Source organism: Mesorhizobium sp. P3_A10, from assembly GCF_056403175.1.
The window spans coordinates 715,852-737,355 of record NZ_JBFUFZ010000002.1 but is presented as its reverse complement, the minus strand read 5'-3'; the positions used below and the strand labels follow the sequence as shown (position 1 = coordinate 737,355).

The following is a 21,504-nucleotide window of genomic DNA, read 5'->3' as shown; positions in this document are numbered from 1 at the left end:
TCCGCCGCTCTAGCATCGGGGGTGACGATGCAACAGGAGAAGACCATGAGAACGACAACCAGACTTGCGCTTGCTTTCGTTGCCCTGGCCGGTGCCGCCGGCTCTGTGGCCTATGCCGACGAACACTATGGCGGCGGCGGGCCGCGTCACGGCATGATGATGCGTCTCGACAAGGCGATGAGGGATTCCAACGGCACCATCACCTTCGATCAGTTCTCCGACGCCATGAACGATCGGCTGAAGAAGATCGTTGCCGACAATGGCGGCAAACTGACCGTGGCGCAGCTTGCCGACGCGCTGGAGAAAGCGCGCTTCGAGCAGATGGCCAAGCGCATCATCGCCCGCTACGACTCGAAGGGCGACGGCACGCTGACGACCGACGACATCACCAGCCGCGAGAAGAAGGTCTTTGCCATGCTCGACAAGAACAATGACGGCAAGATCGAAAAGAGCGAGCTGCCGAAAGGCGGCCGCCGCGGCCACCGCCAATGGGACGGTGGCGACGACGGCGACGACAGCATGCAGTAAATCTTGACAAGAGTTCCGGCGGCGCGAGCCGCCGGAGACATGTCGGGATCAGGCGGCGGCCTTCACCAGCTGCGTCGACTTCTTGACCGGTATGCGCACCGACACGATCGTGCCGACGCCTTCGGTCGAGCGGATTTTGAGCGCGCCGCCCTGCAACTCGGCCAGCGAGCGCGAGATGGCAAGGCCAAGGCCAGAACCGGCATGGCTCTTGGAAAACTGGTTCTGCACCTGTTCGAACGGCCGGCCGAGCTTGCCGAGCGCCTCCTTCGGGATGCCGCAGCCATTGTCCTCGATGGTCAGCACCAGCGCGCCGGATGTGTTGCGGGCACGCACTGATATGTGGCCGCCCTGGCCGGTGAACTTCACCGCATTCGACAGGAGGTTGATGACGATCTGCTTGATCGCCCGGCGATCGGCGAACAGCGTCATCGCATCGGCGATGCGGGTTTCCACCGTGATCGATTTTTCCGCCGCTTGCAGCGAGACGACGCGCACCGTCTCCCGGATCAGCGGACAGAGATCGATTTCCTCGCGATCCATCGAGAACTGGCCGGCCTCGATCTTCGACATGTCGAGGATGTCGTTGATGACGCCCAGCAGATACTTGCCGCTGCCGTTGATGTCGGTGGCATATTCCTCGTAGCGCGATGAGCCGAGCGGCCCGAACAGACCCTGTTCCATCAGTTCCGAAAAGCCGATGATGGCATTCAGCGGCGTGCGCAATTCGTGCGACATGTTGGCCAGGAACTCGGATTTGGCCCGGTTCGCAGCTTCTGCGCGCTCTGTTTCCTTCATGTATTTGCGGTTGAGCTCGACCAGTTCGCGCGAGCGTTCTTCCTCTGCGCGCCGGGCAAGGCTGAGATCGTGGATGGTCGCCATCAGCCGGCGCTCGCTGTCGACCAGCTTTTCCTGGTGCAGCTTGATCTGGGTGATGTCGGAGCCGACCGAGACGGTGCCGCCATCGCGGGTGCGCAGTTCATTGACCTGCAGCCAGCGGCCATCGGCCAGCTGCCGCTCGAAGGTGGCGCCGCCTTGCGGGCCATTGCTGTTGGCAAGCCGCCGCTCCGAGGCAAAAGCCAGCATGCGTTCTTCCAGTACGGCGCGCGAGGCGCCTGGCATCACGTCGCGGTCCGACAGGCCGTTGTCCTGCTGGTATTTCGAATTGCACATGATCAGCCGCTGGGTGGCATCCCACAGCACGAAGGATTCGTTGATGTTCTCGATGGCGGTGCGCAGCCGCAGGTCCGCCGCCTCGGAGCGCAGCGCCAGGTGCCGTTGCTCGGTGACGTCGACGGCGATGCCGATCAGCTGGATCTCAGGCGCTTCCGGATCGATCACTTGCGCCCTGGCGCGCATCCACACCCATTGTCCGTCGGCATGACGCATGCGGAACACCTGGTCGATGTGATCGATCTCGCGTTCGACGATCCGGTTGGCGAGCTGGAACAGGTCGCCATCCTCGGGATGGATGATCTCATCGACCTCGCCGAACGACAGCATGGTGTCGCAGGGCTCATAGCCCAGCATGTCGTACATCGAGCGCGACCAGTACATCTTGCCGCGCACCATGTCCCAGTCCCACAGGCCGCAGCGGCCGCGAACCAGCGCCATGTCGATGCGCTGGTGCGCTTCGAGATAGATGCGGTCGGCCGTCTGGGCGCGCGATGCCTGGCCGAAATAGGCGTAGAGGATGATGATCAGCACGCCGGCCGTCAGCACGAACAGGGTGACGTTGAGCGAGACCGTCTTGCGCCAGGTATCGAAGACCGCTTCCTGCGGCACCAGCACTGCCCCGGCATTCTTCCGGTCCTTGGTCAGGCTGACGGCGGCAAACCAGTCCTGCCCGCCGATGCTGACATTCATGACCCCGGCGCGGTCGCCGAACATGAACAGCGGCTGGCCGCCCTGGACGAGGCCGTCGAGCGACCGTCCCTGCCAGCCTGTCGTCAGCGGCGACACCGCTATGATCTTGAAGGCGCCGTCGGTGATTGCAAGTACATGGCTGCGGCCCATCGCGCCCTGGCGGCTGGTGTTTTCCATCAGGTCCTGGAGGGCGCCGGATGCGGCATTCGGATCGGCGGCGATCGCGCTGGCCATTTGACCGGCGGCCAGCGACAGGATCGCCTTGGCGTCGCGCTCGACGTCGTCGCGCTCGTTCATCAGCGACAGGACCCGCAGCGCCGCTATGACGATCAGAAAGGTGATGATGAGAGCCGGTATCGATCGGCGCAGCAGCGGCTCGGCTGCCAGCAGCCGCCGGTAGGCAGGTTCGGCGATGAGCCGCGTGTTGCCGGCGAGACCGTCGCCTCGCGCCTCGCGCCGTTCAAAAGCCGTCCCTTCGGGCGCGCCCCACGCGTCCGCCTTGGCCATAAATGGCACTCCCCGAATTTCCGTACGCTTGACGACCCGGCAACACCGCACGTCCGAATCGTCTGTAAAGAATCAAAGGTGATTCGCCTTGTCCATAGGCGCGGCGAAAAAAGATTAAAAATTGATTGAAATAACGGCGTTTCCAGCTGCCGTGCTCGGCGCCAACCTAAGGTGTGTCGAGATTCAGGTCAGGCCGAGTCGAAAATGGCTGATACCGAGAACCGGAGCGGAGCGTACTCAAAGTACGTGAGCACCGGAAGCGCAGGAAGCCGCCATTTGCAGGCCGGCATCACCTGAATATCGACATACCTTAAGCCAGCGTCCGCTCGACGATATCCCGCAGATCGGCCGACAGGTTTTCACCCTTGGCGATCGACAGCAGCGCTTCCCTGGCCTTGGCTTGGCGGCCGGGCTCGAGCGCGCGCCATGATCTGAGAGCCGTCGCCAGCCGAGCTGCCACTTGCGGGTTGCGCTTTTCGACCTCGAGCACGGTTTGCGCAAAGAACCGGTAGCCTTCGCCGTCGGCGCGGTGGAAGCCGGTCTGGTTGGCGCTGGAAAACGTGCCGATGAGCGAGCGCACCCGGTTCGGATTGGCCATCGAGAAGGCCGGGTGAGTGGTCAGCGCCCGCACCGCGTCGACGGTTTGCGGACCCGGCACTGCGGCCTGGATCTGGAACCATTTGTCCATGACCAGTGCATCGGACCCGTATTTCGCCTCGAAATCCGCCAGCGCCTTGACCGCCTCGGGCGAACCGTGATGGCGTTGCGCCAGCACGGTGAGCGCGGCGGCGCGGTCCGTCATGTTGGTCGCGGCCCGGAAATGCTCGGCGGCAAGTGCTGCACCACCAGGAAGCAGCGCGAGATAGTCCAGCAAAATGTTGCGCAGCGCCCGTCGCCCGGCGCTTGCTGCGTCCGGGCTGAACGGGCCGTCGTCGGCAAGGCGATCGTAGAGGCTGGCGAAGCTTTCTCGGTTCGCCTTGGCGATCGCCAGCGCCAGCGCCTCGCGGCTTGAGAAAATGGCGTCGGGGTCGATGCTCTTGCCGATGTCGCGGGCAATGTCGGACTCGCCGGGAAGCGCCAGCGCCAGCGCCCGATAGGCCGGCTCCAGTGTCTCGTCGCCGGCGATCTTGCCGGCAAGCCCGGTCAGCTGGGCGGTGAATTCGGGTCGCTTGCCGCCAAGGATCTGGCGGAAAGCGGCGATCAGCGCATCGGTCAGCAGCGTGTTGAACGCCTGCCAGCGCGAGAAGGCATCGCTGTCATGGGCGGCCAGGAAAAACTGGTCGTCGGCCTTCTGCTCGACTGAAAGCGTTATCGGCGCCGAGAAGCCGCGGTTGAGCGACACTGCCGGACGCTCGGCCACGCCGGAAAAGCGCACCATGTGCCGGCGCTTGCGGATATGGATGACGCCGTCCTCGACAGCGGCGCCTTCGACACCACTATAGGCTACTGGCTCGCCGCCGGCGCCGACCAGACCGAAGGCGAGCGGGATGTGCATCAGCCGCTTGCGGCTTTCCGACGGTGTCGGCGGCACCGACTGTTCGATTTCGAGGGTGAATTCCTGCGCCGCTGCATTGTGCGTCGAACTGACGGTCAGATTGGGCGTGCCCGCCTGATGGTACCACAGCGAAAACTGCGACAGGTCGCGGCCGGAGACATCCTCGAACACCTTGACAAAATCCTCGATCGTCGCGGCTTCGCCGTCATGGCGCTCGAAATAGAGGTCCATGCCGGCGCGAAACGTTTCGGCGCCGAGGATGGTGCGGATCATGCGCACCACTTCCGATCCCTTTTCGTAGACCGTCGCCGTGTAGAAATTGTTGATCTCGCGGTAGCGGCGCGGCCGCACTGGATGCGCCAACGGCCCCTGGTCCTCGGGAAACTGGTGGGCGCGCAACGTCCGCACTTCGGCAATGCGCTTGACCGCGCGCGAGCGCTGGTCGGCGGAGAATTCGTGGTCGCGAAAGACCGTCAACCCTTCCTTCAGGCACAGCTGGAACCAGTCGCGGCAAGTGATTCTGTTGCCTGTCCAATTGTGGAAATACTCATGCGCGATGATCGCCTCGATATTGGCGAAATCCGCATCCGTCGCGGTCTCCTGGTCGGCCAGCACATATTTGTCGTTGAAAATGTTGAGGCCCTTGTTCTCCATCGCGCCCATGTTGAAGTCGGACACGGCGACGATGTTGAAGACGTCGAGGTCGTATTCGCGGCCGAACGCCTCCTCGTCCCATTGCATCGACCGCTTGAGCGCATCCATGGCGTAGCCGGCGAGCCGTTCCTTGCCCGGCTCGACATAGATGCCGAGCTCCACCGTGCGGCCGGACAGGGTGACGAAGCTGTCGGCGAGTTTGCCAAGAGCACCGGCCACCAGCGCGAACAGATAGGACGGCTTGGGGAAGGGGTCGTGCCATCTGGCATAGTGCCATCCGTCGGCAAGCGCACCGCTGTCCGCCGGGTTGCCGTTGGACAAAAGCAGCGGCGCTTCATCGCGCTTTGCCTCGATGCGCACCGTGTAGACGGACAGGATATCGGGGCGATCGAGGAAATAGGTGATGCGGCGAAAGCCTTCGGCCTCGCATTGCGTGCAATAGACGTTGCTCGAACGATAGAGGCCCATCAGCGCCTCGTTGCCTGCCGGCTGCAGCAGGGTTTCGATCAGCAGCTGGAACCGGGGTGCTGCCGGCGGCCTGACGATGGTCAGTTGATCCGGCGTGGCCAGATAGTCCGCCGGCGCGAGGTCATGGCCGTCGATGGCAATGCGCAGGAGCGTCAACCCGTCGCCGTCCAGCACCAGCGGCACTGAAGCCGCGACGCCGTCGCGGCGTTCGATTGTCAGCACGGCGGTGACGCGCGTAGCATCTGGCGAAAGGCGGAAAGTCAGGTTGGTTTCCGGAATGAGATAATCGTTGGGGCGGTAGTCCTCGAGCTTGAAGACCTGGCCGGTATCGGTACGCATTCCCTGGGTTTTCCTGTCGTTTCCGGGGCGGCAAATATGTCCGCTGGTCCAAAAAGTTTGAAGTTCGCGCTCTTTACACGAAACGGTCACTCGACAAAACTGCGGCAAAGCCTATTTCAGGCGTTCGCTTTCCCATCATCCTCGTGAGGCATGCATGACCGTCGTCACACCGAAATTCGGCATGGGCGCTTCTGTGCTGCGTCGTGAAGATGCAGCGTTCATTAGGGGTGAGGGCCGCTATACCGACGATATCCGGCCGGCAGGCCTGCTGCACGGCTATGTCCTGCGCTCGCCGGTGGCCAAGGCAAGCTTCACCATCGGTTCGCTGGATGCAGCCAAGGCTGCGCCCGGCGTCCATCTGGTGCTGACCGGTGCTGACCTCGCCCATCTCGGCAATCTGAAATCCGGCGTCATGCAGAGGCAGCCCGACGGCACCAGGGCGCCGACCCGCGACATCCCGATCCTGTGCCGCGACCGGGTCAATTATGTCGGCGACGCCGTTGCCTTCGTCGTCGCCGACAGCCGCGCGCTGGCGCAGGACGCGGCCGAACTGATCGAAGTCGACTATGATGGCGAAGATGCCGCGTCCGGCACCGCCACCGCTCTCGCCGAAGGCACGCCGTTGGTCTGGCCGGAGCTCGGCTCCAACCGCGCCTTCACCTACCACATGGGTGACAAGGCGAAGACAGAGGCGGCTTTCGCCAAGGCCGCCACCGTCAGCCGCGTCGAATTCATCAACAACCGGCTGGTCTGCAACTATATGGAGCCGCGCTCGGCGATCGGTGAGTGGAAGGCCGACGAGAACCGCTTCGTGCTGACCACGGGATCGCAGGGCGTGCATTCCATGCAGTACATCCTGGCCGACCTGTTCAAGATCAAGAAGGACCAGCTGCGCGTCATCACGCCGGACGTTGGGGGCGGCTTCGGGCCGAAAGCCTTTGTCTATCGTGAATATCCGCTGGTACTCGAGGCCGCAAAGCGTCTGGGCCGCCCGGTCAAATGGGCCAGCGACCGCACCGAGCATTTCCTCACCGATGCGCACGGCCGCGACAATGTCGTGGCCGCCGAAATGGCTCTGGACAAGGACGGCCGCTTTCTCGGCATGAAGGTCGATCTGCTCGCCAATATCGGCGCCTATGTCTCGCAATACGGCCCGTTCATCCCCTATATCGGCGTCACCATGTCGACCGGCGTCTACGACATTAGGGCGCTCGACGTTTCGGTGACCGGCCTCTACACCAACACTTGCCCGGTCGATGCCTATCGCGGCGCCGGCCGCCCGGAAGCGGCGTTCCTGCTGGAAAAGCTGGTCGACGCCTGCGCCCACGATCTCGGTCTTCCGGTCGAGGAGATCCGCCGGCGCAACTTCATCCGGCCCGAGCAGTTTCCCTACCGCACCCAGACCGGCCGCCTTTACGACACCGGCGAATTCGAAGGCCACATGAACCGCGCCATCGAGGAGGCTGAATGGAAAGCGTTTCCCGAACGGCTGGCGCAGTCGAAGGCGACTGGAAAGATCCGCGGCCTCGGCATGGCCACCTACATCGAGGCCTGCGCTTTCCCGGGGTCGGAGCCGGCGTTCGTCGAACTCAACGGCGACGGCACGGTGACGCTGAAGATCGGCACCCAGACCAACGGGCAGGGCCATGCCACCGCCTATGCGCAGTTCCTCTCGGAAAAGCTCAATCTCGACATCGACAAGATCCATGTCCGTCAGGGCGACACCGACGAGTTGAAGGCCGGCGGCGGCACCGGTGGCTCGCGCTCCATACCGCTGGGCGGTGTATCGGCGTCCCGCGCCGGCGAGGACTTGGCCAACAAGATCAAGCGCATCGCCGCCGACGAACTGGAAGCCTCGGCCGGCGACATCGAATTGTCCGATGGCGTTGCCCGCATTGTTGGCACCGACCGCACGATCGATTTTGCCAGCATCGCCAAGGCGGCAAAAACCCCTGACGATTTGAAGGGGTTTGGTGAATTCGTCCAGGACGAGTGCACCTATCCGAACGGCACCCATATCTGCGAGGTCGAGATCGATCCCGACACCGGCACCACCGACATCGTCCGCTACACGATCGTCGACGATTTCGGCGTCACGGTGAACCCGATCCTGCTGGCCGGCCAGGTGCATGGCGGCGTAGTCCAGGGCATCGGTCAGGCGCTGACCGAGGAGACCATCTATGGCGAGGACGGGCAGCTTTTGACGGCGAGCTTCATGGACTATGCCATGCCGCGCGCAGACGATTTTCCGTTCTTCCATTTCGAAACCCGCAACGTGCCCTCGACCACCAATGCGCTTGGCATCAAGGGCGCTGGCGAAGCCGGCACGATCGGCGCGACACCGGCAGCGCTCAACGCCGTGACCGACGCGCTGCATCGCGCCTATGGCATCAGGCACATCGACATGCCGGCAACGCCGGCGCGCATCTGGGCGACGATCCAGGAGGCAACAAGACAGTGACAGCGAGGCCGAGGGGCGAAGCGGCCGAGATACTGTCCGATCATCCCGGTCGGGTGCTGACCGGGATCATGCTCAAGGTCATGTCGGTCGCGGTCTTTGTGGGCATGCAAACCTGCATCAAGGTGGCCGGCACATTGCCTGCCGGCCAGATCGTCTTTTTCCGCTCCTTCTTCGCCATCTTCCCGATCATTGTTTTTCTGGCCTTCAAGCGAAAACTCGGCACGGCGTTTGTCACCAAACGTCCGCTCAACCACATTGCGCGCGGTGTCGTCGGCGTCAGCGCCATGGGGCTCGGCTTCTTTGCGCTGACCAGGCTGCCGCTGCCGGAGGCAATCACACTGAACTATGCGCAACCGCTGCTGGTGGTGGTGTTCAGCTCGCTCTTCCTCGGTGAAGCCATCCGCGTCTATCGTTGGAGCGCGGTCGCGGTTGGCCTCGTCGGCGTGCTGATCATCTCCTGGCCGGAACTGACACTGCTGAGCTCGGGAGCGGCACTCGGCGACCAGGAAGTGATCGGTGTCATCGCCGCGCTTGTCTCCGCGGCGATTTCCGCCAATGCCATCCTGCTGGTCCGCAACCTCGTCCAGACCGAACGAACGGCGACCATCGTGCTGTGGTTTTCGGCGACGGCAAGTGTGATGGCGCTGCTGTCGCTGCCCTTCGGCTGGCAGGCACTGACGCCGCTGCAGGCGGGTCTGCTCGTCACTGCGGGCTTTTGCGGCGGGCTGGCGCAGATCCTGATGACGGCAGCCTATCGCCATGCCGAAGCGTCGGTCGTGGCGCCGTTCGAATACACCTCGATGATCCTCGGCGTCGTCGTCGGCTATTTCGCCTTTGGCGATGTCGCCACCATCAACACGCTTGTCGGCGGCGTGATTGTCGTCGCCGCCGGCATCTTCATCATCTGGCGCGAGCGCCAGCTTGGCCTGGAGCGCACCCGCACGCGAAAGGCGGCACCGCCTCCGGAGTGATCAGGAGCGTTCGGCCCGCTCCTTCGCCAAGCGCACCAGCACGGCCCGCGTCTGTTCGTCGGCGGGAAAGAAAGACTCGATCGCCAGTTCCGACAGCGTCACGTCGAGCGGCGTGCCGAAGACTGTGATCGTGCTGATGAAGGACAGCACCGCATCGCCATGCGCTAGCCGCAGCGGGTGTACGATAGCATTCGGCTCGACCGGCACCGGCCGGCGGCCTTTCAAGCCGGACGGGTAGCCCCGCAACTCCTGCTCCAGTCCGACGAGGAACCGATCGCCGGAGGCATCGTTCTGGTGTTTCAGCCGCTCGAGCAGATGTGCGCGCCATTCGGCGAGGTTGACGATGCGGGGCGCGATGCCGCCAGGGTGCAGGCTGAGCCGCAGCACATTGACCGGTGGCGTGAGCAGCGAGGCTTCCGCCACGTCGGCGAGGAACGGACCGATGGCGGCGTTGGCCGACACCAGGTTCCAGTGGCGGTCGACGGCCAGCGCGGGGAACGGCTCATGCCCCTTGAGCACGATGTCGACGGCCGCCATCGCCGGCGCCAGCGTGGCATCGCCGAGCGATCGCTCGCCGAAGCTCGGCGCAAAGCCCGCAGCCAGCAGCAGCTGGTTGCGTTGCCTGAGCGGGATCGACAGCTGCTCGGCCAGATGCAGCACCATGTCGCGCGAAGGTGCGGCGCGCCCGCTCTCGACGAAGCTCAGATGTCGCTGCGAAATCTCGGCCTCCATGGCGAGGTCGAGCTGAGACATGCGACGGCGTGTGCGCCACTCGCGAATGAGGGTGCCGGCGGAGGTTTGGGGTGTTGTCATGGGAAATGACTAGGCCGGCGAGGGGCGTATTTCAATTACCTGGGAGGTTATGGCGCGCTACATCATCACCTTGGAGATTGGAGAAGCCCGTGGCGACATCCGATCTCCCCCCTTGTGGGGGAGATGCCTGGCAAGGCAGAGGGGGGCGCTGTCCCAATGACCTCCACTTATGTTTCGCTGGGCAAAAATAGGGGAAGATTGCGAAGCTGGCATTCCTTCGCGCCCCCTCTGTCCTGCCGGACATCTCCCCCACGAGGGGGAGATTGGCTATTCTCCCAGCGACCGCAGTTTCGCCTTCACCTCGAGAAAATCCCGCCACGCCAGCTTCTTGTGCGCTGGCGTCCTCAAGAGATACGCCGGGTGCAGTGTCGGCATGGCCGGGATGGCAATGCCGGATGCCGTGGTGTGGACGCGCCAGTTGCCGCGCAGCCGCAAGATGCCTTCGCTGGTGTTGAGCAAGGTTTTTGCCGAAGGGCCGCCGAGATTGACCAGCACCTTGGGATTGACCAGTTCGATCTGCCTTTCGATGAACGGGCGGCAGATCTCGGTTTCGTGCGGCGTCGGCGTGCGGTTGCCGGGTGGCCGCCAGGGGATGACATTGGCGATATAGGCCGATGTCCGGTCAAGGCCGATGGCGGCCAGCATGCGGTCGAGCAGCCGGCCCGAGCGGCCGACGAAGGGCAGGCCCTCAATGTCCTCGTCGCGGCCGGGCGCTTCGCCGACCAGCATCAGTTCCGCATTCGGGTTGCCGTCGGCGAACACCATGGTCTTGGCGGTGAATTTGAGGTTACAGCCGTCAAAGGCCGCCATGTGCTGGCGAAGCTCGTCGAGCGTCGATGCGCTTGCCGCCAGTTGCCGCGCCAGCGCGGCCTGTGCCTCGTCCGGCACCGTCGCCGTGGAAGGTGCACGCGCCGGCGGCGCGTCCGGCAGCCGGCTCATATCGGGACGTGGCGGCGACGGTAGCGGCTGCTGTTGGGTGGTTTCGCGGGCCGGCATGGCCGCCGCCGGCGCGCGCTCCGACGGCTTCGGAGCCGCCTCGGCAAACCGGTTCACCGGCTGCTCCTCAAGCGCCTCATCGACGCCGGCGCTGGCGTAGAAGGCCAGGAGGTCGGCAATGTCGGTCGGGCTGTTGGGGGAGGCGGCAGTCATGCCGCGCACATTCGTCCGGCGAGCGGCAATTTGCAAGTTCAGCCCGTTGGTATGCGCGGATCCTGCACCAGATAGAACGTCCAGCGCGGCGTATAGTCGGTGATCAGGAATTCGAAGCTGCCGGTCTTCAGCGGGTCGATCTTGCCGTCTTTGAACAGCAGCCGATCATAGGGTTCGAAATCGCGGTCGAATTCGGCGAAGTTGCTGGAGATGATGTTGTCGGGCGTCTTGTTGCGCTGATCGAACGACAGGCCGTCGCCGAACACGCTCGGCTGGTCGAGGATTTCCTGTAACTCGAACTGGAATTCCACCCAGGCCTGGCCGCTGTTGTTGAGCACCTCGATGCGCATATACATGATGCCGTTGGCGAATTCGCCGGCCTTGCCGAAGGCCTCGATCGGCTTGGTGGTGCGGATGGTCAGCGTCACCGGTGTCGCCGAATTCAGCTCTTCGGTGATGACGATCGGATCCTCTTTCGTGCCGACGCCTGAGGCCCCGGTGATGCGGAAGCCGCCAAGTTCGTCGGAAAAGGAGTAGGCTCCGGTCGCCCACACTTTTACCTGCTCGGCATGAGCGTCTACGGGCGCCAGCGTCGAAAGGGCCAAAAGCAGCACGCGGCACATCCGGCCGGGCGTGGAAAAAAAGCGCGTCGATGAAAAGCCGGATGGCTCAGGAATGCGCATGGCGCGAAGTATGGCCGATATCCAAGCCGTCGAACAATTAAAATGTGGGAATTGCTTCCGGGCGGGGACAAAACGGATGTTATCCGCGACTTTTTGGCGAAATCGGCATTGTCACGTCAGCGCCGGTTTCCTGTCGCGGATTGATGCGCTATGCAGCGCATGAGCCAGCAAGATGCGTCAGTGCAGTAAGCCAGCGCGGAGGGGTTGATGAGCGATATCGAACGCGAAAGCATGGAATTCGACGTGGTCATCGTCGGCGCCGGCCCTGCGGGGCTGGCCGCAGCGATCCGTCTCAAGCAGGTCAACCCCGAGCTTTCCGTCGTCGTGCTGGAAAAGGGCGGCGAAGTCGGCGCCCACATCCTGTCCGGCGCCGTCGTCGATCCGATCGGCATCGACCGGCTATTGCCGGGCTGGCGCGAGGATGAGGGACATCCCTTCAAGACGCCTGTCACCGACGACCATTTCCTGGTGCTCGGCCCCGCCGGCTCGTTCCGTCTGCCCAATTTCCTGATGCCGCCGCTGATGAACAATCACGGCAACTACATCGTCTCGCTTGGCAATGTCTGCCGCTGGCTGGCGACCAAGGCCGAAGCGCTCGGCGTCGAGATCTACCCGGGGTTTGCCGCGGCCGGCCTCCTCTACAATGAAGCCGGCGCTGTCACCGGTGTCGTCACCGGCGACATGGGCGTCGAGAAGGACGGCACGCACGGTCCGGGCTTTGCGCCGGGCATGGCGCTGATGGGTAAATATGTGCTGATCGGCGAGGGCGCGCGCGGCTCGCTGGCCAAGCAGCTGATCGCCAAATACAAGCTTTCCGACGGCCGCGAGCCCGGCAAATACGGCATCGGCCTCAAGGAACTCTGGCAGGTCAAGCCGGAGAACCACAAGCCAGGCCTGGTGCAGCATTCCTTCGGCTGGCCGCTCGACATGAAGACCGGCGGCGGCTCGTTCCTCTATCATCTCGAGGACAACCAGGTGGCGGTCGGCTTCGTCCTCCACCTCAACTACAAGAACCCCTGGCTCTCGCCGTTCGAGGAGTTCCAGCGCTTCAAGACCCACCCGGCGATATCAGGCACCTTCGCCGGCGCCAAGCGGCTGGGCTATGGGGCGCGCGCCATCACCGAGGGCGGCTGGCAGTCGGTGCCGAAACTCTCCTTCCCCGGCGGCGCGCTGATGGGTTGCGCCGCGGGCTTCGTCAACGTGCCGCGCATCAAGGGCTCGCACAACGCCGTGCTGTCGGGAATGCTGGCGGCCGAGCATGTTGCCCAGGCCATCGGCGCCGGGCGCGCCAATGACGAGCTGGCCTCCTACGAAGCGGCATGGCGGGCGACCGATATCGGCAAGGACCTGAAAAAGGTGCGCAACGTCAAGCCGCTGTGGTCGCGCTTCGGCACCATCATCGGCGTCGGCATTGGCGGCCTCGACATGTGGCTGAACACGCTGTTCGGCTTCTCGCCCTTCGGTACGCTGAAGCACGGCAAAGCCGACTATGCGACGCTGGAGCCGGCCGCCAAGCACGAGAAGATCGTGTATCCCAAACCGGACGGCGTGCTGACTTTCGACCGGCTGTCCTCGGTGTTTCTGTCCAACACCAACCATGAGGAAAACGAGCCGGTGCATCTGCTGGTTGGCGATATGGCCCTGCAGCAGCGCTCCGAGCATGATGTCTTTGCCGGGCCCTCGACGCGCTATTGCCCGGCCGGCGTCTATGAATGGGTCGACAAGGACGGCAACGCTGCCGCCGACCCGGCAGCCAAGGATGTGCGCTTCGTCATCAACGCGCAGAACTGCGTCCACTGCAAGACGTGCGACATCAAGGATCCGAACCAGAACATCAACTGGGTACCGCCACAGGGCGGCGAAGGCCCGGTCTACCAGGGCATGTGAGCCACCAGGACTGTTGAAACTGCCGCCTGCATGTGTTTCCTTCTCTGCCGACACGGAGAGACGACCATGCGACGGGCAGTTCTGACGTGCCTTCTAGCGATCGGCGCCGTATGCGGCTTGGCGCCGGCAGCCTCCGCCGGCACGAAGGTGCTGGTCAAAACGCGGACTTACGACATCACCGGAACCACAGGTGCCGGGCTGGTCGTGGCCATGGACCGCAGGGGTCCGAAGCACGGCTTCATGACCCGCGCCATAGCGCAGACCGCCTACACAGTGGATTGGGATTTCGACGCCAGCCAGGTCAACGGCGTCTGCCAGCTGCACCAGGCCAATGGAACGCTCAACCTCACTTACACCTTCCCTCACGTCGCCTCGACCGCGACGCCGGCGCTGAAGAGGCGCTGGGACCGGTTCTTTGTCGGAGTTCGCGCCCATGAGGAGAGCCACGGCCGCATCGCCAGGGAGATGATGCGGGCCAGCGAGAAATCGGTTCGGGGCCTGAAATTTGCCGGCGATCCGTTCTGCAACAAGACACGCAGCGAGGCACGGCGGCGTATTGCGGCCGTCTATGCGGCCTACGAGGCGAAGCAGATTGCTTTCGACGTGCGCGAGCACCGCGACGGCGGCCATGTCGAGCATCTTATCGATGCTTTGGTGGGCTGGCCGGAGTAGCGCGGTTCCGCTTGCGCAAAAGGCTCTGATTCAACCGCGCGTCTGGCCGGGCAATGTCAGCGAGACGGTCGCGGTTTCGTCCTCGTCGACGGGCTTTTGCGCGTCCGACCGTAGCGAGAATTCCACCAGCACCGGCAGATGGTCGGAGCCGGTTTCCTCGAGCCTCGCGGCTGAATGGATGATGACCGCCCCTTTGCTGAACACCTGGTCGATCGGCAGCCCGACGAAGCGCCGCAGGAAATCCGGCAGCTTGATGTAGATCCAGGTCGGCCCCGCAGACGGCATGACGGTCAGCTGGCCGAGCGATGCGACGCGCCGCACCGCCGCGCTCCACGGCGCTGCATTGCAGTCACCCGCCATGATCGCCGTCTCGCCAAGCGAGGCCAGCGGCTCCGACAATTCGCCGATCTGCCAGGCCTGCTCGCGCGGCCATGGCCAGCTGAGATGGATGGCCGCGACATCGACGCCGATGCCACCGAAATCGACCTTCGCGATGGCCATCGCGCCGCGCCGCTCGCAAAACGGCTCGGTGCCGGCGGCAAACGGTCGTCTGGAAAGCAGGGCTACGCCGAACACGCCATTGGGGTAGGGGCACAGGATCCGGTACGGATACGCGCTGGTGATATAGCCAAGCTCGGTCGTCCACATCCCCGACACCTCGTCGAGGGTGATCACGTCGGGATTGGTCCGGCCGATCAGCGACAGCACCTTTTTCGGCGTCGGATTGTCGAAGCGCAAATTCATCTGCAGCAGCCGGTAGACCATCTGGTCGCCCGGCGTGGCTTCGTAGGCCGCCTGGACCGGCCACAGTCGCGGCAAGGCGTTCGACGTGGTGACGAACGCGGCCAAGGCAAACAGCAGGGCTACAGCCGCCTGCAGGCGAAACGAGGTGGCGAGCAGCGGCAGCGCGCAAAGCGCCATCAGCACGGCCAGATGGACGCGGAAATGCGCGAAGGAATCGAAGGCCGGATGCAGGAAACCGAAAAACCCGGCCACCAGCGCGACCGAGCAGCCGAGCATTGCGATGAATGCCAGCGATATCGCCATGTTCCAAGTCCGTGCCATCTTGTGTCGTTATCGGCAGAAATGCGGCTCAATCAAGATGACGAAATGTCCCTCGTCCTACTGGAACGCCGTCTCCGAAAAACTTCTGAGCTTGCGCGAGTGTAGTCGGTCCATCGGCATTCCGGCGAGCTTTTCCATCGCTCTGATGCCGATGGTCAGGTGCTGCGCCACCTGCCGCTTGTAGAATTCAGTCGCCATGCCCGGCAATTTCAGTTCGCCATGCAAGGGCTTGTCGGAGACGCACAGCAGCGTGCCGTAGGGTACCCGGAAGCGGAAGCCATTGGCGGCGATGGTCGCCGATTCCATGTCGAGCGCGATCGCCCGCGACTGCGACAGCCGCTGCACCGGCCCGCGCTGGTCTCGCAGCTCCCAGTTGCGGTTGTCGATGGTGGCGACAGTGCCGGTGCGCATGATGCGCTTGAGATCGTAGCCGGACAGGCCGGTAACCTCGGCGACCGCTTCCTGCAGCGCCACCTGGATCTCGGCCAGCGGCGGGATCGGCACCCAGACCGGAAGGTCGTCGTCGAGAACATGGTCCTCCCGGACATAGGCATGCGCCAGCACATAGTCGCCAAGCGCCTGGGTGTTGCGCAGGCCGGCGCAGTGGCCGAGCATCAGCCAGGCATGCGGCCGCAGCACGGCGATATGGTCGGTGATCGTCTTGGCGTTGGAAGGGCCGACGCCGATATTGACCATGGTGATGCCGCCATGGTTCGGCTTCTTCAGATGATAGGCCGGCATCTGCGGCAGGCGGGCCGCCGCGACACCTTCGCTGGGCGCGCTTTGCCCGGCCTTGGTGATGACGTTGCCCGGCTCGACGAATTCGGCATAGCCGTCGCCGCCCTTGGCCATCAGATCGCGGGCGCGGGCGACGAATTCGTCGATATAGAACTGGTAGTTGGTGAACAGCACGAAGTTCTGGAAATGCTGCGGCGTTGTCGCCGTATAATGCGACAGCCGGTGCAGCGAATAGTCGATGCGTTGCGCCGTGAACGGCGCCAGCGGCCTTGGCTCGCCGAAAGCCACTTCGAACGTGCCGTTGGCGATCTGGTCGTCGGTGCCGTCGAGATCCGGCACGTCGAACAGGTCGCGGATCGGCCGCTTGATACGCTCGGCAGCCGCGCCGTCGACATGGGTGCCTTCGAGGAAGGCAAAATGCAGCGGGATCGGCGTGGTCGATTCCGAAACCGTGACCGGAACGCCGTGGTTGCGCATGATCAGGCGAAGCTGTTCGGTGAGATAGCTTTCGAACAGGGCCGGCTGGGTGATGGTGGTGGAGAAATGCCCCGGCGTCGGCATATGGCCATAGGCCTGCCGCGAGTCGATCTGCGTGAACGAGTTCGTGGTGACGCCGATCTCGGGATAAAAGGCGCGGTAGCGCTTGCTCTCATCGCCGCCTGCGGCAAGTGCGGCAAACGAGTCACGCAGGAATTTGGTGTTGCGGTCGTAAAGCACCTGCAAGGCGGCGACGGCTTTTTTGGCGTCAGTGAAGCTTTGCCGGCCAAAAGGCTCCGGCAGGACGACCGATTCGATGGCTTGGGGATAGATTCGCTTTTCCATGGCTCAATATAGAGACTTGGACGTGCGGTTGGGAGGGGTGTGGTGGCCGAACCCGGCCAAAGCGTCGTTTTTCTTTTTTTCTGATGCACGTCGCCAAAGTCGCGACGGCTTTGGAAGAACGACATGCGCAACGGAAAAAACTGTTTATCCGCGCTGCAGGCTGACCAGCAGCACGAAGCCGACGCCGTGGTTCCTCTGCGCCGGCGCTTCGATTGTGGTGTTCGCATCGGAGCGCATCGTCGGCACGGCCAGAACCGGGGCTGAAAGCACCGTCAGGATGAGCGCCGCCCGCGGCAGGAGCCGAAGGGTCTTGATGGCGTTGGCGGCGATCCGGTTCATGGCTTTTGCTTTTTTCTCTCTAGGTCTTTGTCGTTTCAGCGACGAAAATGGTTCAGTTGCGTAGGTGGCTCGGGCAGCCGAACCGGCAGGAATTGGAACTGGCTACATCCCAGGAGCGAGCCGGACGGCCGGCCTCGGCGACGAGGATGGCGAAGAACATTCCGAACAGGCTCATCAGCAGGCAGACGATGGTGAAGCGGCGGGCGAGCATTTGCGTGGTGTCTCCTTCAACACGCATGAGAATGCCCCGATGCAACTGAACCGGCCCTGATGCCGGCGTTCATCTGCGGTTCAAATTGATTGACGGTGTTTTGGCGGCGCATCGGTTTTGGTTTCGATGCCGCGAGCGACGAAGCCCCGCCCATGGGGACAGTCGCCTGTGGAAACGAAAACGGGGCCCCCGAAGGCCCCGTCCTCATCTCGTCGAAATGCAGACGATCAGAGCTTGTGCCAGGTCTGGCTCTTGCAGATCAGGCCACCGAGCACGCAGCCGCTCATCTTGAGCGAGGTGCCTGAAAGGGTCGCCTTGCCGGAATAGGTCTTGTCGGTGTCCGGGTCGGTTATGGTGCCGGTGTATTTGTTGGCGCCTGCCGCCTTGAACGAGCCGATGTTCTTGCCGGCATGTTTGCCGGACTTGAGCGTGATGGAAAACGTACTGCTGCCGGCGATCTCCGCCGTCGAGCCGGCCTGCGTCTTCCAGTTGCCTTCGATCGGGTCGGCCCATGCCGCCCCGGCCATCATCACTGTGGCCGCGAGGGCCAAGCTCACTCTTCGAAACATATATGTCCTCCCTGTTGGGTCCGGGGGTGCTCCTCCGCCCCTTACGCAAACGTAAGCTAATCCACCTCCGGGCAAAACAAAAGCGGTGCCGCCACGGAAGGTTTCAGGATTTTCTGGCTGGCCCGACCGGCCATCCCAGTGAGGAAATGAAACGTTCGGCCCGCTGCCTTTGTCTGCCGTGGTTAGCGGAGTCTTGACCGGCGCCTCGCAAATTTTCTTCAAATTTGGCACGAAGCGGCGCGATTGCTGGCTTTGTATCCTTAACGAATTTCCGCGTTTACCTCTTGTTTTAGCTTTGTTTTCCTCAAATTAAGCACGCCATTTAACGACGGATTCAAGCCTCCGCTGCATTCTCGGAAGCATCGGAAGAGCAGCCGCCCCAAGGGATACCGAGGGACACAAGGAAGCAGCTCTCGGGAGCCAGAACAGGGGACTAAAATGGCACGTTTTGAAATGCTTGAAGCCGGCTTCGGCGCCATGGGGGCAACTGCCCAGGCCGACATTCTTTTCGAACTGGGCATGATGTATGCGACCGGCCGCGATTGCGAGACCGACGTCGTCGCCGCCCACAAATGGTTCAACATCGCCGCCATCAAGGGCTCGGCCCGCGCCGCGGAACTGCGCTCGGAACTGTCGGCCGCCATGTCGAAGGTCGAGATCGCCAGGGCGCTGCGCGAAGCCCGCGAATGGATGACCATGCACTGAATTTCTGGGTCCCTCCTCCAAGGGGGACTGGGATCGGGGGCAGGAACACTTAGGGTCAAGGCCGCGATAAGACGGCCGCCCGCCAGGGACAAGGCCGCGACAAGACAGCCGCTCTATCAAGACCAAGAACGAGGCAGGTTCCGTAAGGCCAAGCCGCGCGAAAAAACAGGGAAGCGATCGGGTTTCGGGCGCGGGGGCGTTTGGGGACAGCTCGATGGTCAAAAGCCGCGACCGGCCGGAACAAGGCTGGCGCGGCTTTTGACTTTCCAGGCCGTTACAAATCCCGGAGCACGGTCCAGCCGTCTCATTGCAGGCCCAATCGAGCGCCGCCGATGCGCCAAGACATATCCGGTGAAGGATGAAATTGTCCCGCCTTCTGAAAGAAGCGCGGCCGGAACGGCTGCGCGAGAGTGGGAGGATCACCATGAAAAAATTGAGTATTTTGAACGCCGCCATAGTCGGCCTGATGATGAGCACACCGGTTGCCTTCGCCGATGACATCACCGTTTCGGTGGTCGGTCCGATGACCGGTCAGCTGGCCACCATCGGCGACCAGTTCAAGCAAGGCGCGCAAGCCGCCGTCGACGCAATCAACGCCGCCGGCGGTGTCGAAGGCCGGCAGATCAAGCTCGACGTCCAGGACGACCAGTGCGATCCCAAGCAGGCGGTGTCGGTGGCCAACCGCATCGTCGCCAACGGCACCAAGTTCATCGACGGTCACGCCTGCTCCGGCTCGAGCATTCCGGCTTCCGCCGTCTACGCCGAAGCCGGCGCGCTGATGATGAGCCCGGCCTCTTCCAACCCGGTGCTTACCGATGCGGCCGCGAAAGCCGGCTGGCCGACCATCATGCGCCTCTATACGCGTGACGATGCGCAGGGCGCTTTCATCGGCCCGTGGATCGCCAAGAAATATGCCGGCAAAAACGTCGTCATCCTGCATGACAAGAGCGCCTACGGCCAGGGCGTGGCCGATGCCGTCAAGGCAACGATGAATGCCGGTGGCCTCAACGAGGTTCTCTACGAAGGCATCAATGCCGGCGACAAGGACTATTCGGCTCTCGTCACCAAGCTGAAGGACCTGAAGGCCGATGTCGTCTATTTCGGCGGCTATCACCCAGAGGCCGGCCTGATCCTGCGCCAGTCGGCGGAGCAGAGCGTCAAGTTCCAGCTGATCATGCCGGACTCGATCGCTTCGCCGGAATTCTGGCAGGTTGCCGGCCCAGCCGGTGAAGGCACGCTGTTCGTCTTCCCGTCGGATCCGCAGGCGAAACCCGAAGCCAAGGAAGCCATTGCCAAGATCAAGGCCGGCGGCTTCGTGCCCGAGGGCTTCACCCTGTTCTCCTATGCCGTGGTCCAGGCTTTCGCCGAGGGCATCAAGCGTGCCGGCAGCGACGACCCGGCAAAGGTCGCCGAGGCGCTGAAGAACGGCACGCCGATCAGCACCGTCGTCGGCTCGGTCACCTTCGACGAGAAGGGCGACTTGAAGAACGCCAGCTACGACATCAACCAGTGGCACGACGGCAAATACGCGCCGATCCAGCCCTGATAGAAGCCGTTGCCTGAAACGCCGCGCGTCCTCTCGGGCGCGCGGCGTTTTTATATGCGGAGGTAATTTAGTACGTCACGGTCACGACGACGGTGTCGGTGTAGAGGCCGGCCGAGGGTGTCGTTTGCGCGGGCACACGGCCGTAGACGGTCAGATTCTGCGCCGCACCGTTGCCGGTTCCCGCAACCGTACTGCCGGGCGTCGCTGCGTCGCCCCATATCTGGCTGCGTGCGTTATCCTTATAGAGGCCGTAGGTTACGGTTTCCGTGCCCTTTCTCATCTTGCGCGCGGCCGGGGCCGAACCGTTTGCTCCGTTGTTGAGCGATACCGTGTAGGGTGTGCCCGGGGTGCAGGTGATGGTAACCCCGCCGGTCGCATCGACATTGGCGCCCAGAATGCCGGTCGATCCGAAATCGATGTTCTGGATTGCCAGCAGACAATTGGCCGACACGGTCGCGTTGATCGTGAATGTGGGGCTGTCGACGGAGCCTGCGCTGGTGCTGCAATCGTTGCTGAGGACGCTGGCGCGATAGCGGAACTCGACGTGGGGGATTCCCGAAAATGTTGAGAGATAGGTCCCCGGCACCGCGGTCGCCTGTCCGCCCAATACCGTGCCATAGATAGTCCGGCTGGCGGAACCGCTGCCGAGTGCGTTCAGCACCAGCGCAAAGCCCGGTACAGTCGGCGCAGCCGGCCACGCATAGGAGCCCCACACCACCGACGAGGTCGGGGGATCCGAATAAAGCTGGTAGTCGAGAAGATTGGCGCCGCTCAGCATATGACGGGTCGCCCCCGTCGCGCCGCCGCTGCCGGTCCCCAGATTTGGACAGATGAGGATGCGGGTCAACAACAATCCAGTGCAGGATACGTTGAGTGTGGCCGTTGAATTGTTTGGCGAACCGGAAAGAGTATCGACCGAGCCGAAATTCATCGCCGATACGCCAAAGTTGCAGGTTTGAGCCCAGGCAACGGTGGGCAAGAGCAAGATGGCCAACAGCATAACGAAACGGCGCATTGTT

18 protein-coding genes are annotated in these 21,504 nt (G+C 63.2%); 7 read left to right on the top strand and 11 right to left on the bottom strand.

Annotated features, from left to right (window positions below; genetic code table 11):
* The first annotated feature begins 45 nt into the window (after nt 1–45).
* The gene (locus AC1DXU_RS10425) at nt 46–528 is read left to right on the top strand and encodes an EF-hand domain-containing protein (RefSeq protein ID WP_477367806.1); all 483 of its coding nucleotides are present in this window, start codon (nt 46–48) and stop codon (nt 526–528) included.
* A gap of 48 nt (nt 529–576) precedes the next feature.
* Here AC1DXU_RS10425 and AC1DXU_RS10420 read toward each other — a convergent pair whose 3' ends face one another.
* On the bottom strand, nt 577–2,898 hold the full coding sequence (locus tag AC1DXU_RS10420; protein WP_477367803.1) for a PAS domain-containing sensor histidine kinase: 2,322 nt from the start codon (nt 2,896–2,898) through the stop codon (nt 577–579).
* Nucleotides 2,899–3,208: 310 nt separating this feature from the next.
* The gene (gene pepN, locus AC1DXU_RS10415) at nt 3,209–5,854 is read right to left on the bottom strand and encodes an aminopeptidase N (RefSeq protein WP_477367801.1); all 2,646 of its coding nucleotides are present in this window, start codon (nt 5,852–5,854) and stop codon (nt 3,209–3,211) included.
* 154 nt (nt 5,855–6,008) lie between these two features.
* On the opposite strand from pepN, the gene AC1DXU_RS10410 reads away from it, so the two are divergent.
* Complete coding sequence (locus AC1DXU_RS10410) at nt 6,009–8,315, top strand: xanthine dehydrogenase family protein molybdopterin-binding subunit (protein WP_477367798.1); 2,307 nt, start codon at nt 6,009–6,011, stop codon at nt 8,313–8,315.
* A 68-nt stretch (nt 8,316–8,383) separates the two neighbouring features.
* A complete protein-coding gene (locus AC1DXU_RS10405; RefSeq protein WP_477368930.1) occupies nt 8,384–9,286 on the top strand; it encodes a DMT family transporter in 903 nt (300 codons plus the stop codon).
* On the opposite strand, the gene AC1DXU_RS10400 is transcribed toward AC1DXU_RS10405, so the two are convergent.
* The 3 genes from AC1DXU_RS10400 to AC1DXU_RS10390 form a co-directional block, all read right to left on the bottom strand.
* The gene (locus AC1DXU_RS10400; protein WP_477367795.1) at nt 9,287–10,099 is read right to left on the bottom strand and encodes a helix-turn-helix domain-containing protein; all 813 of its coding nucleotides are present in this window, start codon (nt 10,097–10,099) and stop codon (nt 9,287–9,289) included.
* A gap of 267 nt (nt 10,100–10,366) precedes the next feature.
* Nucleotides 10,367–11,248 (bottom strand): uracil-DNA glycosylase, encoded by an 882-nt coding sequence (locus tag AC1DXU_RS10395; protein WP_477367792.1) that lies wholly within the window; start codon nt 11,246–11,248, stop codon nt 10,367–10,369.
* Nucleotides 11,249–11,286: 38 nt separating this feature from the next.
* Nucleotides 11,287–11,931 carry a hypothetical protein gene (locus tag AC1DXU_RS10390; protein ID WP_477367790.1) on the bottom strand — a complete coding sequence of 215 codons (645 nt, stop codon included), beginning with the start codon at nt 11,929–11,931 and terminating at the stop codon, nt 11,287–11,289.
* A gap of 207 nt (nt 11,932–12,138) precedes the next feature.
* Here AC1DXU_RS10390 and AC1DXU_RS10385 point away from each other — a divergent pair, with 207 nt between their 5' ends.
* Together AC1DXU_RS10385 and AC1DXU_RS10380 are read left to right on the top strand one after the other, a co-directional pair.
* Nucleotides 12,139–13,818 (top strand): electron transfer flavoprotein-ubiquinone oxidoreductase, encoded by a 1,680-nt coding sequence (locus tag AC1DXU_RS10385; RefSeq protein ID WP_477367787.1) that lies wholly within the window; start codon nt 12,139–12,141, stop codon nt 13,816–13,818.
* A gap of 66 nt (nt 13,819–13,884) precedes the next feature.
* Nucleotides 13,885–14,490 (top strand): DUF922 domain-containing Zn-dependent protease, encoded by a 606-nt coding sequence (locus AC1DXU_RS10380; RefSeq protein ID WP_477367784.1) that lies wholly within the window; start codon nt 13,885–13,887, stop codon nt 14,488–14,490.
* A gap of 30 nt (nt 14,491–14,520) precedes the next feature.
* Here AC1DXU_RS10380 and AC1DXU_RS10375 read toward each other — a convergent pair whose 3' ends face one another.
* From AC1DXU_RS10375 to AC1DXU_RS10355, 5 genes are all read right to left on the bottom strand, one after another.
* Nucleotides 14,521–15,537, bottom strand: coding sequence for an endonuclease/exonuclease/phosphatase family protein (locus AC1DXU_RS10375; RefSeq protein WP_477367781.1), 1,017 nt, complete (start codon nt 15,535–15,537; stop codon nt 14,521–14,523).
* Between the two features lie 75 nt (nt 15,538–15,612).
* On the bottom strand, nt 15,613–17,115 hold the full coding sequence (locus AC1DXU_RS10370; protein ID WP_477367779.1) for an AMP nucleosidase: 1,503 nt from the start codon (nt 17,113–17,115) through the stop codon (nt 15,613–15,615).
* Between the two features lie 144 nt (nt 17,116–17,259).
* A complete protein-coding gene (locus AC1DXU_RS10365; RefSeq protein ID WP_477367776.1) occupies nt 17,260–17,454 on the bottom strand; it encodes a hypothetical protein in 195 nt (64 codons plus the stop codon).
* 52 nt (nt 17,455–17,506) lie between these two features.
* A complete protein-coding gene (locus AC1DXU_RS10360) occupies nt 17,507–17,692 on the bottom strand; it encodes a hypothetical protein (RefSeq protein ID WP_477368966.1) in 186 nt (61 codons plus the stop codon).
* 200 nt (nt 17,693–17,892) lie between these two features.
* Entirely contained in the window at nt 17,893–18,234 is a 342-nt protein-coding gene (locus AC1DXU_RS10355) for a DUF2147 domain-containing protein (RefSeq protein ID WP_477367773.1), read from the bottom strand.
* Nucleotides 18,235–18,672: 438 nt separating this feature from the next.
* On the opposite strand from AC1DXU_RS10355, the gene AC1DXU_RS10350 reads away from it, so the two are divergent.
* Both AC1DXU_RS10350 and AC1DXU_RS10345 read left to right on the top strand, forming a co-directional pair.
* On the top strand, nt 18,673–18,939 hold the full coding sequence (locus AC1DXU_RS10350) for an SEL1-like repeat protein (RefSeq protein WP_115145099.1): 267 nt from the start codon (nt 18,673–18,675) through the stop codon (nt 18,937–18,939).
* Nucleotides 18,940–19,363: 424 nt separating this feature from the next.
* Complete coding sequence (locus AC1DXU_RS10345; RefSeq protein ID WP_477316302.1) at nt 19,364–20,485, top strand: branched-chain amino acid ABC transporter substrate-binding protein; 1,122 nt, start codon at nt 19,364–19,366, stop codon at nt 20,483–20,485.
* Nucleotides 20,486–20,552: 67 nt separating this feature from the next.
* Here AC1DXU_RS10345 and AC1DXU_RS10340 read toward each other — a convergent pair whose 3' ends face one another.
* Entirely contained in the window at nt 20,553–21,500 is a 948-nt protein-coding gene (locus tag AC1DXU_RS10340) for a Csu type fimbrial protein (RefSeq protein ID WP_477367770.1), read from the bottom strand.
* Nucleotides 21,501–21,504 lie beyond the last annotated feature (4 nt).

Excerpts from the sequence above, each read along its gene's own strand:
- AC1DXU_RS10425 (WP_477367806.1), top strand. The coding sequence starts at position 46 with ATGAGAACGACAACCAGACTTGCGCTTGCTTTCGTTGCCCTGGCCGGT.
- AC1DXU_RS10420 (WP_477367803.1), bottom strand. The coding sequence starts at position 2,898 with ATGGCCAAGGCGGACGCGTGGGGCGCGCCCGAAGGGACGGCTTTTGAA.
- pepN (WP_477367801.1), bottom strand. The coding sequence starts at position 5,854 with ATGCGTACCGATACCGGCCAGGTCTTCAAGCTCGAGGACTACCGCCCC.
- AC1DXU_RS10410 (WP_477367798.1), top strand. The coding sequence starts at position 6,009 with ATGACCGTCGTCACACCGAAATTCGGCATGGGCGCTTCTGTGCTGCGT.
- AC1DXU_RS10405 (WP_477368930.1), top strand. The coding sequence starts at position 8,384 with ATGCTCAAGGTCATGTCGGTCGCGGTCTTTGTGGGCATGCAAACCTGC.
- AC1DXU_RS10400 (WP_477367795.1), bottom strand. The coding sequence starts at position 10,099 with ATGACAACACCCCAAACCTCCGCCGGCACCCTCATTCGCGAGTGGCGC.
- AC1DXU_RS10395 (WP_477367792.1), bottom strand. The coding sequence starts at position 11,248 with ATGACTGCCGCCTCCCCCAACAGCCCGACCGACATTGCCGACCTCCTG.
- AC1DXU_RS10390 (WP_477367790.1), bottom strand. The coding sequence starts at position 11,931 with ATGCGCATTCCTGAGCCATCCGGCTTTTCATCGACGCGCTTTTTTTCC.
- AC1DXU_RS10385 (WP_477367787.1), top strand. The coding sequence starts at position 12,139 with ATGAGCGATATCGAACGCGAAAGCATGGAATTCGACGTGGTCATCGTC.
- AC1DXU_RS10380 (WP_477367784.1), top strand. The coding sequence starts at position 13,885 with ATGCGACGGGCAGTTCTGACGTGCCTTCTAGCGATCGGCGCCGTATGC.
- AC1DXU_RS10375 (WP_477367781.1), bottom strand. The coding sequence starts at position 15,537 with ATGGCGATATCGCTGGCATTCATCGCAATGCTCGGCTGCTCGGTCGCG.
- AC1DXU_RS10370 (WP_477367779.1), bottom strand. The coding sequence starts at position 17,115 with ATGGAAAAGCGAATCTATCCCCAAGCCATCGAATCGGTCGTCCTGCCG.
- AC1DXU_RS10365 (WP_477367776.1), bottom strand. The coding sequence starts at position 17,454 with ATGAACCGGATCGCCGCCAACGCCATCAAGACCCTTCGGCTCCTGCCG.
- AC1DXU_RS10360 (WP_477368966.1), bottom strand. The coding sequence starts at position 17,692 with ATGCGTGTTGAAGGAGACACCACGCAAATGCTCGCCCGCCGCTTCACC.
- AC1DXU_RS10355 (WP_477367773.1), bottom strand. The coding sequence starts at position 18,234 with ATGTTTCGAAGAGTGAGCTTGGCCCTCGCGGCCACAGTGATGATGGCC.
- AC1DXU_RS10350 (WP_115145099.1), top strand. The coding sequence starts at position 18,673 with ATGGCACGTTTTGAAATGCTTGAAGCCGGCTTCGGCGCCATGGGGGCA.
- AC1DXU_RS10345 (WP_477316302.1), top strand. The coding sequence starts at position 19,364 with ATGAAAAAATTGAGTATTTTGAACGCCGCCATAGTCGGCCTGATGATG.
- AC1DXU_RS10340 (WP_477367770.1), bottom strand. The coding sequence starts at position 21,500 with ATGCGCCGTTTCGTTATGCTGTTGGCCATCTTGCTCTTGCCCACCGTT.